Annotated in this window: 11 protein-coding genes; all 11 read left to right on the top strand. The window is 51.8% G+C overall.

Features of this window, described 5'->3' with window-relative positions; genetic code table 11:
* Positions 1–287: 287 nt before the first annotated feature.
* On the top strand, positions 288–833 hold the full coding sequence (rfbC, locus tag RYA97_RS14795; protein ID WP_316892620.1) for a dTDP-4-dehydrorhamnose 3,5-epimerase: 546 nt from the start codon (positions 288–290) through the stop codon (positions 831–833).
* Positions 833–1,660, top strand: a complete 828-nt coding sequence (locus tag RYA97_RS14790; protein ID WP_003365652.1) for an ABC transporter permease — start codon at positions 833–835, stop codon at positions 1,658–1,660. The genes rfbC and RYA97_RS14790 overlap by 1 nt, the downstream gene beginning before the upstream one ends.
* On the top strand, positions 1,650–3,014 hold the full coding sequence (locus RYA97_RS14785; RefSeq protein ID WP_044294140.1) for an ABC transporter ATP-binding protein: 1,365 nt from the start codon (positions 1,650–1,652) through the stop codon (positions 3,012–3,014). Before RYA97_RS14790 ends, RYA97_RS14785 begins: the two co-directional genes overlap by 11 nt.
* On the top strand, positions 3,007–7,638 hold the full coding sequence (locus RYA97_RS14780) for a glycosyltransferase (RefSeq protein ID WP_316892617.1): 4,632 nt from the start codon (positions 3,007–3,009) through the stop codon (positions 7,636–7,638). The genes RYA97_RS14785 and RYA97_RS14780 overlap by 8 nt, the downstream gene beginning before the upstream one ends.
* A 63-nt stretch (positions 7,639–7,701) precedes the next feature.
* The gene (locus RYA97_RS14775) at positions 7,702–9,579 is read left to right on the top strand and encodes a glycosyltransferase family 39 protein (RefSeq protein WP_316892615.1); all 1,878 of its coding nucleotides are present in this window, start codon (positions 7,702–7,704) and stop codon (positions 9,577–9,579) included.
* Between the two features lie 14 nt (positions 9,580–9,593).
* Positions 9,594–10,697 (top strand): DegT/DnrJ/EryC1/StrS family aminotransferase, encoded by a 1,104-nt coding sequence (locus tag RYA97_RS14770; RefSeq protein ID WP_031596082.1) that lies wholly within the window; start codon positions 9,594–9,596, stop codon positions 10,695–10,697.
* Positions 10,694–11,644 (top strand): glycosyltransferase family 2 protein, encoded by a 951-nt coding sequence (locus RYA97_RS14765; protein ID WP_316892612.1) that lies wholly within the window; start codon positions 10,694–10,696, stop codon positions 11,642–11,644. Before RYA97_RS14770 ends, RYA97_RS14765 begins: the two co-directional genes overlap by 4 nt.
* Positions 11,631–12,581 carry a WxcM-like domain-containing protein gene (locus RYA97_RS14760; RefSeq protein WP_044294149.1) on the top strand — a complete coding sequence of 317 codons (951 nt, stop codon included), beginning with the start codon at positions 11,631–11,633 and terminating at the stop codon, positions 12,579–12,581. Before RYA97_RS14765 ends, RYA97_RS14760 begins: the two co-directional genes overlap by 14 nt.
* Before the next feature lie 7 nt (positions 12,582–12,588).
* Positions 12,589–12,990, top strand: a complete 402-nt coding sequence (locus RYA97_RS14755) for a GtrA family protein (RefSeq protein ID WP_044294150.1) — start codon at positions 12,589–12,591, stop codon at positions 12,988–12,990.
* 211 nt (positions 12,991–13,201) lie between these two features.
* Positions 13,202–13,681, top strand: a complete 480-nt coding sequence (locus RYA97_RS14750; RefSeq protein ID WP_002552121.1) for a hypothetical protein — start codon at positions 13,202–13,204, stop codon at positions 13,679–13,681.
* A gap of 52 nt (positions 13,682–13,733) precedes the next feature.
* On the top strand, positions 13,734–15,308 hold the full coding sequence (locus RYA97_RS14745; RefSeq protein ID WP_002552120.1) for a membrane protein: 1,575 nt from the start codon (positions 13,734–13,736) through the stop codon (positions 15,306–15,308).
* Positions 15,309–15,348: the final 40 nt, after the last annotated feature.

Below are 15,348 nucleotides of genomic sequence, written 5' to 3'. Positions count from 1 at the left end.
TGAAGACCTTGTGTTGCTCATCGTCGGAACCTACGTCGGAAAACTACAAATAGACGATACATGCCCCGCGCGCCCCAGTCATAACAGAACTACCCCCTTATCCAGCGCAGACATTTCCGCTCAGGTGGACGGTCTATGACGCACACGACGCCCATGAGCCTCGATATCGTAAAACGCGTTTTAATGGCGCAATCAAATTTCAGGGCGCAGGCTTTTTTCAACATACGCCTGCCCCAGCCAGGGCCTTATGAGCAGACCCTGATGAGCATCCCGGAGATACGTTACCTATGAATGCAACACGCCTCGCCATTCCAGACGTCATCGTATTTGAGCCCAAGGTTTTCGGAGACGATCGCGGTTTTTTCTTTGAAAGCTTCAACCAGAAGGCATTCGAAGAGGTCGTTGGGCGCTCTGTAACGTTCGTTCAGGACAACCACTCGCGTTCGGTGAAGGGCGTTCTTCGCGGTTTGCATTACCAAATTCAACAGCCACAGGGCAAGCTGGTCCGAGTCACCGTCGGAGAAGTCTTTGACGTTGCGGTCGACCTGCGCAAGAGCTCCCCGACCTTCGGCAAATGGGTGGGACTGCATCTTACCGCCGAAAACAAAAAACAACTGTGGATTCCGGAAGGCTTTGCCCACGGCTTCGTCGTAATGTCCGAAAGCGCCGAGTTCCTTTACAAGACCACCGATTATTGGGCGCCTGAACATGAGCGCAGCCTTGCCTGGAACGACGTCACCGTGGGCATAGACTGGCCATTCAGCGAAGCGCCCTCCCTGTCCGCCAAAGATCAGAAAGCCGTCGTATTCGAAGACGCCGAGGTGTTCGCTTAATGAACCCTCATAAAACTCCTTCTGCGGGCCCTTTGCGGCTAGTCAGCAGTCTATGGACCAACCGCTCATTGATCTCGCAAATGACCAAGCGAGAAGTCATTGGGCGCTACCGTGGCTCGGTGATGGGCCTGGCGTGGTCATTCTTTAATCCGGTATTGATGCTGGCGGTATATACCTTCGTGTTCTCTGAAATCTTCAGCGCGCGTTGGGTCGGAGTCGATACCGGCAAAGGCGGCTTCGCTATTCTGCTGTTCGTCGGGATGATCGTGCATGGCTTGTTTGCAGAGTGTGCGAACAGAGCACCTTCTTTGGTGATGAGTAACAGCAATTACGTCAAGAAGGTGGTGTTTCCTCTGGAGATTTTGCCGGTTATCACCTTGGGTTCAGCGCTCTTCCACAGTTGCATCAGCCTTATTGTGCTGGTGATCGCACAACTGTTGATCTCGCACACGCTTTTCTGGACGGCGCTGTTGTTTCCGCTGATTCTGGTGCCGCTCATTCTCGGCACACTGGGTATCAGCTGGTTTCTCGCATCCCTGGGTGTGTACTTGCGCGACGTCGCGCAGGTCATTACGGTTCTGACAACCGTTCTGCTGTTTCTGTCGCCGGTTCTTTACCCGGTGGCGGCGCTTCCTGAAGTCTATCGCCCTTGGCTGCAGATGAACCCGCTTACCTACATTATCGAAGAGAGCCGTAGCGTACTGCTGTTCGGCAACCTCCCGCATTGGGACAGCCTGGGTATCGCCATCGTGATTGGCGCGGTAATTGCTGTCATGGGGTTCTGGTTTTTCCAAAAAACACGTAAAGGATTCGCTGATGTCATCTGATCAACCGGTTATCAGCGTACAAAACGTCTCGAAGTGTTTTTACACGTATGACAAGCCCCACGACCGCTTGAAACAAGCCTTGGTACCTAGAATTCAGCGCTGGTCAGGGCAGCCGACCACTACCTATGGCAAGGAGTTCTGGGCCCTGCGCGACGTCAGCTTCGACGTCGGCAAAGGCGAAACAGTTGGTATCGTCGGCCGCAATGGTTCAGGCAAGTCAACCTTGCTGCAGATCATCTGCGGAACATTGAACCCGACTGTCGGCGAGATTCATACGCGCGGCCGGGTCGCGGCCCTGCTGGAGCTCGGTTCGGGCTTCAACCCCGAGTTTACCGGCCGTGAAAACGTTTATCTGAACGCTGCTGTACTTGGGCTGACGCGTGACGAAGTAGACGAGCGCTTTGACGCGATCGCCGGCTTTGCCGATATTGGCGAGTTCCTTGATCAGCCGGTCAAATCCTACTCAAGCGGCATGGCCGTGCGCCTGGCATTTGCGGTCCAGGCTCAGGTCGACCCGGAAATCCTTGTCGTGGACGAAGCACTTTCCGTTGGCGATGCACGATTTCAGGCCAAGTGCTTCGAGCGCCTCAGGCAGTTGAAAGAAAATGGCACCAGCATCCTGCTCGTCACGCACTCCAGCGAGCAAGTGGTCACCCACTGTAATCGCGCGATTTTGCTGGAAAAGAGCAGGATCGAGATGATTGGCGAATCGCGCCCGGTCATCAATCGCTACACGGACCTTCTGTTCGGGCGTGAGAAGAGCCCTATCACCGACAAGAGTCTGGACCTCGCCGAAGCAGAGCGGGTGGAAACCGCACCCGTCGAAGCCGACAAGATAGCGCTGCGTTTTGATGAAGACGTGTACGCCAGCAGGCCTGGTTACAACCCTCATGAGTACCGTTGGGGGGATGGCGCTGCAACACTGCTCGACTTCCATATGAATGCATCGGGAAGGGAGTTTCCCAACAGCGTTGAATCGGGCGAGGAAATCGTTCTTGATCTGGCCCTGCAATTCAATCGTACAGTGGTCAACCCGATTATCGGCTTTACAATCAAGACCAAAGAGGGTGTCACCGTATACGGCACCAACTCTTACATGCAGGATTGCGAGGGCACAGGCCTGATAGGCAGCGCTGGCAAACAGGCAAAAGCGCGAGTGAAATTCAGAAACGCGCTGGCGACCGGTGATTACTTCATTTCCATCGGCATCGCCTCTCGGCAAAGCGAAGACATCGTGCCTCACGACCGGCGCTATGATTCGATACATTTCGTTGTAGAACCCACTCCAAAGCTTCTGGGTTTGATAGACCTGGGTGCCTCTATGGAAATTGAACCGGTACGTGTTGATGTTTGAGCTTGATAGATATGGCTACCTCCGTGATACAGACACATCTGTATGGGTGCGGACTGATTATCAGGGCATTGCCTACAGTGACGGCGATAGCTCGGAAAATGAGCTGGCGAAGATCGTTCGTGACGCAAGCGATGTCTCCGTGCTGTCGAGCGAGCTTCCGCACTACTGTACCGACTGGCCAAAGCTCTATCACCTTAGTTCCACCCGCGGAAATATCTTTCGCCCGTTCGAGCATCTTCTGAAAGGTAAATCAGTTCTCGAAATCGGCGCGGGTTGCGGTGCGATCAGCCGCTACCTCGGCGAAGCGGGTGCTGACGTGCTCGCGCTGGAAGGTAGCCCACGCCGAGCTGCAATCGCGGCGAGCAGAACACGTGATCTGGATAACGTCACGGTGCTTGCTGAACGATTCGATGACCTGAAGATTGATCAGCAATTTGACGTAGTAACGCTCATCGGCGTACTCGAATACGCCAGCATGTTCAGCAATGATGAAGATCCTGCACTGGGAATGCTGAAACGAGTTAAAAAGCTGCTCAAACCTGACGGACATCTGTTTATTGCCATTGAGAACCAACTTGGCCTCAAATATTTTGCCGGCGCGCCAGAGGATCACGTGGGTGTTGCTATGTACGGCATTGAGGGCCGGTATGTAGGCCGCCAACCTAAGACATTTGGCCGCAAAGGTCTGGATGAGTTAATAGCCCTCGCTGGCTTTGCATCATCAAGCTTTCTATCTCCTTATCCGGACTACAAGATCCCCAATTCTCTGATCACAGAAAACGGTTTCAAAGCCAATAATTTCGACGCTGCTGCATTGGCCTGCCAGAACACTCGGAAAGATCCACAGTTACCCTCGAACACCACATTTAATCTTGAAAAAGCCTGGCCGGTGGTGATCGAGAATCATCTGGGCATGGACCTCGCGAATTCGTTTATGGTCGTCGCTTCATGCCAGCCGTACGACGCAGTCCCCAGCAATGTCCTAGCGTATCACTACAGTACAGGGCGCAATGCAGAGTACTGCAAGGCAGCGGTTTTCGTCGACACCCCTGCAGGCATTGAAGTTCAATACCAACGTCTCAGCACTATTGAAGCAGCAGACGGCCTGGATGACCCATTCAGATTCATCCTTCCTGCAGCGCATGGCTACGCAAAAGGCAATTTGCTCAGCCTGCAATTTCTTGAAGCCTCAACAACCGAAGACTGGACAGTTGAAACGTTTACCCCTTTTCTGAAGACCTATCTAAACTGCCTAAGCCATCTCTTGGCTACTGAAGGCGGTACTACCGAACTGGACAGTGTAAACGTTCGTTTACCTGGCCATTATATTGACGCAGTTGCACAAAACATCATTATTGACAGTGAAGGCAACCCACATCTCATAGATATCGAATGGGAAATGAAGGAAGGCGTCGAACTCGGTCATCTGCTAATGAGGGGCCTGCTGCTTCTGATAGCGAATAAAGTACCCTTTCACCCAAGCACGACCATGATCAACAGGCGTGATTTTATTGTTGAGTTGATTGGCAGTACGGGCCTTGAGATCACCGAACAAGAGCTGAACCGCTATGCGCTACTGGAGGCCATGTTCCAAGAAAAAGTCACCGGTCGCGAAGCTGCGAGCTTTCTTAATTGGTCACCAGAAGCGACCATTCAAAAAATGGGATCCTTGGGAGACAAAACGCCTAGAGTGGCGACGCTCTATATAGGTGATGCGGCGGGCGGCTTCAGAGAAGAGCGGACGATAAGTCAATTTGTACACAATGGGCGCCAGACCTTAGTGTTCACAGTTCCAGCGACCTACGGATGCGCGGCACTTCGTTTCGATCCAACCAATATTCGTCAATCCTTTTCGGTAGACGCAATTACTATCTATGACGCCAATTCCGAAGCATGGTCTTGGCGTGACAGTGCCAATGCACCTCTCGACTCTGCGGGCACGACCACATTCGTTAACGACGTGAACGACAGCACAATGTTTATGTCATTGGACGATGACCCGCACCTCGTGCTTCCCGTTGATCTCAATTCGCTATTAGCCGGGAAGTCGTTCAAAATACAGATCACGTTCACTTTATTCACGGAAGGTCAGGTCGCTGAGCGACTCCTTCAACAGGAAGAGGAGCTCAAGCTAGCGCTTGGGTCTATATCGGAATTGAATCTTAAAGACCGCTCAGCTTTAGACGCCGTCGAGGTAGCGAACCTTGCGATAGAGGAAAATCATCGCCTGGCTCTGGAAGAGCTCAAGGCTGAGAATCTGGCCGTGCAAAACAAGCATCTGTTAGCCCTCGAAGAGCTCGAAGCTGCGCACCAAGCGGCCAAGGAGCATCACAGATTGGCTCTTGAAGAGTTCGAAGCTGCACAGCTTGCCTCTCAAGAAAACCATCGAGTCGCGCTGGAGGAACGGGAGGCTGCAAATCTGGCGATTCAAGAAAACCACCGTATTGCTATGGAAAATCTTGAAGCGGCAAACCTTCAGATTCAGGCAGAGCACCGTCAGGCGTTAGCGGATATTGATGCCGCTACCCGAGAGGCGCAAGAGAAGCATAACGCCAAGTTAACAGAGCTTGAAATTGCGATTTTGGCAGCTCAGGAAAATCACCGTCTGGCGCTTGTAGACAAAGATACGCATGTTCACAACTTGAACCTGCATATCATCGCGATGCAATCTTCGTACAGTTGGAAAGCCACTGCCCCACTGAGGAAGATAACCAGGTCATTTTTCCGTGCAAAACGTCTGGCTGCATCGATTCCACTGATTGTTCAGCGAGGAGGCGGACTCTCCAGTACAGCAAAGAAGGCCTACCAAGTGTGGCGTCTCAGGGGACTCGCAGGTGTCATCGCACAGGCTCGCTGGGTTCAAGGTGAAGCTCAACATGCGTTCGTCGGAAGCGAGACGCGTGAAGTGCCTGATCGACACGATTATTCTCGATGGGTCCAATATTACGACACGTTGGGCGAAGTCGAAATCAATCGTATCAACGAGCACATGAATCGCTGGATTGAGTACCCGCTCATTTCCATCATCATGCCGGTGTATAACCCACCGCTGGATCTTCTTCGTGAAGCAGTGGACAGCGTGCGCTCGCAGCTCTATACCAATTGGGAACTATGCCTCGCTGACGATGCATCGACAAATCCTGCGGTAATCGAGTACCTGAAATCTTTGAAGGCGCAAGACAAGCGCATCAAAGTTGTTTTCCGTGGCAGCAATGGTCACATCTCGCAGGCCAGCAACTCGGCACTGGGCGTCGCTAAAGGTCTTTTTGTTGCGTTAATGGACAATGATGACCTTCTCCCTGCTCATGCGCTTTACTGGATTGCTCGCACCATTCGCGAAAACCCGGATGCAGGATTGATTTACTCGGACGAGGACAAGATTGACACCGAAGGCAACCGTAGCTCGCCCTATTTCAAGTCAGACTGGAACGAGTTCCTGTTTCGTTCGCAAAATATGATTTGTCACCTCGGAGCCTATCGTCGTGATCTCGTCAACGAGGTAGGGCAGTTCCGGGTAGGCTTCGAAGGTGCTCAGGATTATGACCTGGCCTTACGTTGCATAGAAAAACTCAAGCGCGAACAGATTATTCACATTCCTCGCGTGCTTTATCACTGGCGTATACACGCTGGCAGTACAGCGATGGCTGGCGACGAAAAACCTTATGCTGCATTGGCGGGCGTTAAAGCTCTAGATGAGCATTTGGAACGTCAAGGTCGGATTGGCTCGACAGAGTTGCTACCTACCGGCCAGTACCGGGTGCACTACAACCTGCCGACAACGCTGCCTCTTGTGACACTTGTCATACCGACAAGGAATGCTCACGCATTGGTCAAGCAGTGTATCGACAGCATCAAAAGCCTGACGACGTACAAAAATTACGAAATCATTCTGATTGATAACGGCTCTGACGATCCCGAATCGCTGGAGTACTTTGCTCAAATCGATCAGGAAGAAAATATTCGCGTACTTCGAGATGATGGACCGTTTAACTACTCTGCTCTCAATAACGGAGCTGTGCGTATCGCCAAAGGTGAGCTGATTGGTCTCATCAACAACGATATTGAGGTGATTACACCTGATTGGCTCAGCGAGATGGTGTCAATCGCGTTGCAGCCGAAGGTAGGAGCGGTAGGCGCAAGGCTTTGGTACCCAGACAACAGACTACAACATGGTGGTGTTGTGGTGGGCATAGGTGGTGTTGCCGGCCACGCACACAAGTATCTTCCAAAAGGTGCACATGGCTATTTCTGTAGAGCGGAGCTAATTCAGGAGTTCTCGGCGGTCACGGCCGCATGCCTGATCATTAAAAAGTCAATTTTTGATGAGGTAGGCGGGCTAGATGAGCAGCATTTGAAGATAGCATTCAATGATGTGGACTTCTGCTTACGGGTTCAGGAAGCTGGGTATCTCAACGTCTGGACACCTTTCTCTGAGTTGTACCACCATGAATCGGCGACGCGCGGTCTAGAGGACACGCCTCAGAAACAGGAACGATTTGGGCATGAGATTCGCTACATCAAAAATCGCTGGCCGAACATCCAGGTGGATTACGCCTATAGCCCCAACTTAACCCTTGATCACGAAGATTTCGGTCTGGCTTGGCCTCCTAGGTTCAAAAATTGATCGCAGTTGCCAAAAACACTCAATACAGCGCTGTGACATTTTCTGCAGCCTTAAGGGTCGCCCGTGTTTGAAACTAATCATTCAGATCATCAAACAGGCTGGTCCAGCACTCGCTACCAACGAGTGCTGGCCATTACCTATTTCATCCTTCTGGCGGTTTGGTCGGCGGGAATTGCCTTTAATGGTGCACCTGATGAGTCAACGCACTTCTTTTTGCTGGAATACCTGAAAACGTTCCATTCGCTGCCGGGCGCTACGGAGCCGGCTCAAGCGTTCACTGGAACGATCTCGGGATATACTTGGCAACATGGCGAGTTCTGGTACCACGGCCTGCCCTTCCCCCATGTCTTAGGCGCACTGGCTACTTCTTACGGCTTAGGCTGGATGTTACCTGGCGAACTGGGTTACCTGGCTGCAAGATGTTTTAACTGGATACTGGGCGCAGTATTTATTTGCGCCTTGTTCCGTATTGCGCATCGCGCTGGAATGCCAAAAAAAGCTGCAGCCCTTGCAGCGCTTGTTATAGCCCTTATTCCTCAGGTTTCTTTTGTCTTTTCATATTTCAACAGCGACGCATTCGGGCTGATGAGTGTGGCGCTGCTGATCAGTGCGCTTCTAGGCTTTTTGAAAGCACCCAGCAAGCTGGCCGCGCTGTACCTGGGCGGTGCAATCGGCCTGATGTTCCTGGCAAAGCTGTACTTGCTGCCCGCCTTGGTCTTCGTCGTGGTCATGCTTGTCGCACATCACCTTTGGGGTGGCAAGAGCCTGAGACCCCATCTCCCGACGATGGTAATCGTTGCGGCTATCGTTTCCGTGCCCATGCTGCTTGTCACCTTCATGAAGTATGGTGAGATATCAGGGATATCCGGTCAGATTGACTTCGTTGCCTTGCACAAGAACAACCCTGCTGCGGGTTTCGGAACCTGTTACATCGGGTGCTCCGGGCATCTGTTCAATATGGAAAATGTCCTTCCGTGGCTCAGCCTTACGCTAACGAGCTATTTTTCAACTACCGGTTGGATGAGCATATTTTTACCGTCGACCTATTATATGGGCGCGGCGCTATTATTTATTTTGCTCGTGACAGCAGCCATAATCCAGACGGCGCGCTTATATTCACGTGATAAGAGGCGGATATTTCTACTGAATTATCTGCTGCCACTGGTCATGATGTTGGGCTTATTCCCTTCGATCACCCTGCTCAGTCTGGTTGCATCGCAAAATTCTTTGCCTCAACCGCAAGGTCGGTATCTGTTCGTCACGATTCCGTTTCTGGCCTTGCTCATAGCATTTGCCACAATGAGCCACGCTCGCGCCAAAAACTCTGCGTCGTCTGCAAGAGATGTCAGGTCAAGCCGTTTTCACCTGAAATGGCTAATCGTAGTGGCGGCATGGATGGCGTGGACGAACATGGTTGCCTGGAATGAAAACACGCTGAGTTCAAAGAACATTCAGAAATCAGCCATTGGCAAAACAGTCACAGAAGCAGTTCTGGCAAGCGGTGCGGGTAGAAGTTCGAATACTGATACCCTGAGTGCCACGCAGTTGACAGAACGTTTGGCGGTTACCAACGGAGAGTTTTTCATCAAGACTCCGTTCGGACAGTCTGCCGCGGCGGGCACCATCGACGAAGTTAGAAAGACGTCTGACGGTTGGCTGCTGAGAGGCTGGAGTGTGCCACCGGCATCTGAAGGTTCGCCGGAATACGTCGTCGCTGTAGAGGGCGGAAAAGTTGTCGGTGCAATCAGGATAGAGATCAAGCGGCCAGATGTCGCCAGCGCGCTGTCTGACAAGACGGCCCTTCGCAGCGGCTATGAAGGCATTATTCCCGCAGTCTTGCCTCCCGACAAATGCGACCTGAAACTTTATACTGTCACCTCGACCTTCAAAATTTTTACAATGCCTGATGTCTGCGAATTCATCAGCCGTTTGTCTCACTGATCATGGAAATCCCAATGGAAAATATTCCGCTTTTCTCGGCCATCAAAGCTAACGCTGGACTTGATTTCGCCACGCCATTGAAGGCCGTGCTAGACAGCCACTGGTACGTTTTAGGCAATGAAGTAAAGCTGTTCGAAGAAGAATTCGCTGCCTACGTAGGCGTGCAACATTGCATCAGCGTGGCGAACGGCTCTGATGCACTGGAACTTGCCCTCAAGGGTCTGGGCGTTGACGTGGGTGACCATGTTGTCGCCGTAGCAAACGCCGGCTTCTACGGCAGCACCGCTATTCATGCAGTTGGCGCGACTCCTGTGTATGCGGATGTCGATCCAGCAACGTTGACTCTGTGCAAAAACTCTCTGGAAGCAGTGATTGCCAAGGAAAAGCCGGCGGCTATTATTGTCACGCACTTGTACGGCCAACTGGCAAACATTGAAGAGATTGTTAAGATCGCCTCTGCCGCCGGTATTCCTGTTCTTGAAGACTGCGCACAATCCCATGGCGCGCGACGCAATGGTAAGCAGGCTGGTAGCTTCGGCACAATTGCTTGCTTCAGCTTCTACCCGACTAAAAACCTGGGTGCTCTCGGTGACGGCGGCGCAGTGGTTACCGGTGATGACGCTCTTGCAGCACGCATTCGGCAGCTTCGCCAGTACGGCTGGGACCAGAAGTATCGCATTGCCATCCCGGGCGGTCGCAACAGCCGGCTCGACGAGATGCAAGCCGCAATTCTGCGCATCAAGTTGCCGCATCTGGATACTTGGAACGAGCAGCGTCGCTCGATCGCCAAGCGCTACAATGAAGCCTTCGCTGGGCTCGATATCGAACTTCCAGCCTCAGTATCGGAAGACTACGTTGCACATCTTTATGTGATTCGCGCGAAAAATCGGACTGCTCTGGCTGCTGCGCTCAAAGAGAAGTCCGTCAGCACTGATATCCACTATCCGATTGCCGACCATAAGCAGCCGGCTTACTCGGTGGTTCCGTCTGTGGCTCTGGACGTAACCGAGCGTACATGCGATACCGTCATCTCCCTGCCCTGCTTCCCTGGCCTCACCGATGAAGAAGTCAATCGCGTCATCGCTGCGGTCACTGCGCACTTTTCCAAGGAGATATGATTTTGCTGACGTTGGTCATTCCCGTCTATCGTAATGAGAGCAATCTGCCCGACCTGCTCGTTGCTGTGACGGCGCTTGATAAGCAGCTAGCACACGACCTGGAGGTCGTGTTCGTTGTGGACGGCAGCCCTGATCGCTGTTACGAAATACTCAGGAAACAACTGCCGTCACAATCGTTCAAGTCCAAGCTGATCCTGCTGTCCAGAAACTTTGGATCATTCATGGCGATCCGTACGGGTCTGCAGCATGGCACTGGCGACCGTTTTGCGGTAATGGCGGCAGATCTTCAGGAGCCGCCGGAACTGGTTCTGGAAATGAACAAGGTACTGATGCGCGGCGATATCGACGTTGTGGTTGGTGTACGTGAAGGTCGTCAGGACCCATGGGCAACACGTACGGCTTCAAAGATTTTCTGGGGCTTTTATCGTCGCTATGTCATTCCTGAAATCCCGCCAGGCGGCGTCGATATGTTCGCCTGCAACAAGGCTTTTCGGGATACTCTGCTGACCCTTGAAGAGCGTCACAGCTCTCTCATCGCACAGATATTCTGGATGGGCTATCGCCGCGAGGTAGTCACTTATACCCGACAGGAACGGGTCCACGGTACTTCTGCGTGGACATTGCGTAAAAAAGTCAATTACCTGATGGACAGCGTATTCTCCTTCACGGATATGCCTATACGTATATTGACCCGCGTCGGCGCGTTCGGCTCTACATTTGCGGCACTGTTCGGTGTATTCACACTGATCGCCAAGCTTGAAGGCAGGATTGAAGTACCCGGCTACGCAATGATCATGCTGGCCATTACCTTCCTCGGCTGTTTAAACCTGCTGGGATTGGGAATCGTCGGCTCTTATGCATGGCGCACATACGAAAATACAAAGAATAGACCCTTGGCTATCCCGATGCGGATCGAGGGATTTGGAGAAACACATGAGCAGCGGTAAGGATTTCTTTGTTCACAGCCACGCGCTGTGCGAGTCCGAGAATATCGGGAAAGATTCGCGGGTGTGGGCGTTCGCGCATATCCTGCCAGGCGCAAGCCTTGGTAGTGAGTGCAACGTCTGTGACAACGTTTTCATTGAGAACGACGTTATCATCGGCGATCGGGTGACGTTGAAATGCGGTGTACAGGTATGGGACGGCATCACCATTGAAGACGATGTCTTCATCGGCCCTAACGCCACATTTACCAATGACCTGTTCCCACGCAGCAAGGTCTATCCACAGAGTTTCGCCCGAACCATCATCAGAAAAGGTGCCTCACTGGGCGCTAACTGCACGATTCTTCCGGGTATCACCATCGGCATCAACGCCATGGTCGGTGCAGGCGCTGTAGTAACACGCTCTGTACCACCCAATGCGATAGTCGTGGGCAATCCGGCCAAGATCATTGGTTACGTGGACGCCAAACCTGTCAATGCCAGTAGCGAAACACGTCCGGAAAAAGCCGCGCCAGGCGTAACTGCCACGTCGGTGAAAAACGTTACCCTGCACACCATGAACGAAGTGGCAGATATTCGCGGTAGTCTGTCGGCGGGCGAATTCGAGCGATCGGTGCCCTTCAAGTCCGAGCGTTACTTTCTTGTGTACGATGTGCCGACTGCCGAGACCCGAGGCGAGCACGCGCACCGTCTCTGTCACCAGTTTCTGGTTGCCGTAAAGGGCTCTGTTCATGTTGTAGCGGATGATGGTGTCAATCGTGAAGAGTTTATTCTCGACAAGCCGAATCAGGGCATCCACCTGCCGCCGATGACGTGGGGTATTCAGTATCGCTACTCTCAGGATGCTGTGCTGTTAGTATTTGCTTCGCATTACTACGATGCGGGGGACTACATTCGTAATTACGAAGAATTTAAAACCCTTATCGCAAACGCTGAATAATGGCACGATGATGAATCAGGCTGTTTCAAAATTCTTAAAACAGGATTTTGCCCGATTCCTGATGTCAGGCGGTTTCAACACCGCCCTGACCTACGGACTCTATCTTTTTCTGTTAATGTTCCTATCCTACAACATAAGCTATACGATTTCTTATGTGTCTGGAATATTACTAGCCTACATTATGAATCGTTTTTTTGTGTTCAAGAGCCATCAGGGACTGCGTTCAGTCATTCTATTACCGCTTATATACGCTTTCCAGTATTGCTTGAGCCTGGCCATACTTTGGTGCTGGGTCGAACAACTTAAACTGGATGCAAGGTTGGCACCATTGGCAGCAATTGCACTGACACTTCCCGTTACGTTTATCCTTTCAAAACTTGCCTTTTCAGCCGGGCCCGCGTCACGATAGTGCAAGTCTTCTAAACGTAGATCCCACACACTCTGTATTTCACCTTGAAGAGCGTGCAATCCCATAAAACCTTGATGCGTCTACACTGCTGCCAATGCCCAAGGGAGAAGCACCAACTGCTTTGGATTGGCCGTTCAGGATTCGAGATGTGCAAAAAGTTGGCTCGTTTATAAACCCATACTCCAACCCCCTATATCGCTAAGGAAAAACCATGTACAAAACCCTTACGGCCATCTGTTTTCTTACCCTTCTATCAGCCATCATCTCTGGGTGTGATAAGAAATCGGATAATGCATCAAGCTCGCCAAATGCCAAAGTCACTCACTATTCATTCGACAAATGCAATATTGATTCGATCGCGGGAAAAACAGGGGCGAGCATCTACGTCAATCGAGAAGTGGTTGAATTTAATGGGTGGGCCTTCGACCCATTAAAAAATGAAGCCCCCAAAGAAATCAGGCTCCGCCTGACGGGCTACAAAGGCGCTCCCGACACGTTCAAAGACCCGATCATTATTGATCGTCCCGATTTGGTAAAGGCATTCAAAAACGATAAACTTCTGAAGTCCGGATTCTCATTCAAAGCAGACCTGTCTTCATTTGAATCAGGCGGCTACAGCGTGGTTTTAGAAATACCAGGAGAAAACTCGTCTAGCCTATGTCAATCTAAAGTCTTGCTCGTCATCAAATAACCAGAAAGCACTTCGCCTCCTTACGACAGCTATACCTTCAAGGCCGAAAACTATGGACAATGCAACAAAAGAGCGAACCCTAAACAGCTTTATGCTGCTATTGATATCGGCTACTTTTGTCGTGGGGAATTTTCTGTGGCAGGGCCATGATGGATTTAACCTTTGGGATGAAGGCTACCTGTGGTACGGCGCTCAACAGATCATCAAAGGAGAAGTACCAGTTCGAGATTTCATGGCCTATGACCCAGGTCGCTACTACTGGTCCGCGGGATTCTTTGCGCTTATGGGTGACACAGGCATCGTAGCCCTGCGTGCAGCCGTTGCAGTGTTTCAACTGCTAGGTGTCTATGCAGGGCTCTGGACAATTTCCATCGCGCTAAGATCTAACACGACAAGAAGACTTGCTTATCTGTGCATCGCGGCTATCACACTCATGGCCTGGATGTATCCGCGGCATAAGATCATTGACATGTCCCTCTCGATGATCATAGTCGCCAGCCTAACTTATCTGCTGTTGAGTCCTTACACAAAACGTTATTTTTTTCTCGGCGCCATCGTCGGCCTCGCTGCCGTGTTCGGCCGTAACCACGGTGTGTATGCCGCTGTGGCAAGTCTGATAGCCATGGGTTGGCTGGCAATTAAATCACCGACGCCCGAGAACCGCTTGACTGGCGCTGCGGCTTGGGCCGCGGGTGTAGTAGTTGGCTATCTTCCCGTATTAGCCATGTGCCTTTTTATACCAGGCTACTTTACAGCGTTTATCGATACGATTGTTTTCATGCTTGAGCAGGGTAATACGAACTTACCTCTTCCGATACCTTGGCCCTGGACGGTGGGTTTTGGTACTGCCGGAGTCGTCATCGAAACAAGATGGTTCCTGATCGGGCTGTGCTTCATGGGGTTGATAGTATTTGGAAGTGGTGCACTGGCGTGGGTATTCAAAGAACGAATCAAGGGGCGCGCTGTGCCTCCAGGACTTGTGGCCGTTGCCTGCGCAACGCTGCCTTATGCTCACTATGCCTTCGCCCGAGCAGACGTGGGGCATCTCGCACAGGGAATATACCCTTTACTCTTGGGTATCTTTATTACTCTAGGGACACTTCACTCAGAAACTTTAAAGTGGGCACTGGCCCTGCTTACGAGTGTCGTCAGTTTATTCATTCTTGCCGCTTGGCAACCCGGGGTCCTTGCTCGCACCCAAGACGGATGGACCTCGGTAGAGGTGTCCGGATCGAGCCTGTCCATGGACCCCAGCACGGCTGAAGCGGTACATCTTCTGAGGGATCTGACCGATCGCTATGCTCCAGCGGGCAGAAGCGTACTGGTGTTACCTTTCTGGCCGGGAGCTTATCCCTTGCTGGGGCGCGATGCGCCGCTCTGGGAAATTTACGCACTCTCGCCTCGAAGCGAGGCTTTTCAACGAGCTGAAATTCAACGCATAAAGAAGGCTGATCCCGGTTTCGCATTAGTCTTCAACATGGCGATGGATGGACGAGAAGAACTCAGATTCTCAAATTCGCATCGATGGATTGAAGAATACATTCACACCCATTTTGAAGCGGTCACGGATTCACCTAACTCGGCTTATCAGATATACAAGGCACCCGATAAAACAGAGGCTTACTGATTTACGTAAACGCCGAAACTCGTTCCGCTAACATTAAATG

This window comes from Pseudomonas syringae group sp. 26L6 (assembly GCF_032587815.1).
Classification (GTDB): Bacteria; Pseudomonadota; Gammaproteobacteria; order Pseudomonadales; family Pseudomonadaceae; genus Aquipseudomonas; species Aquipseudomonas amygdali.
The sequence above is the reverse complement of the archived record's forward strand: the minus strand, read 5'-3'. Positions and strand labels throughout refer to the sequence as shown.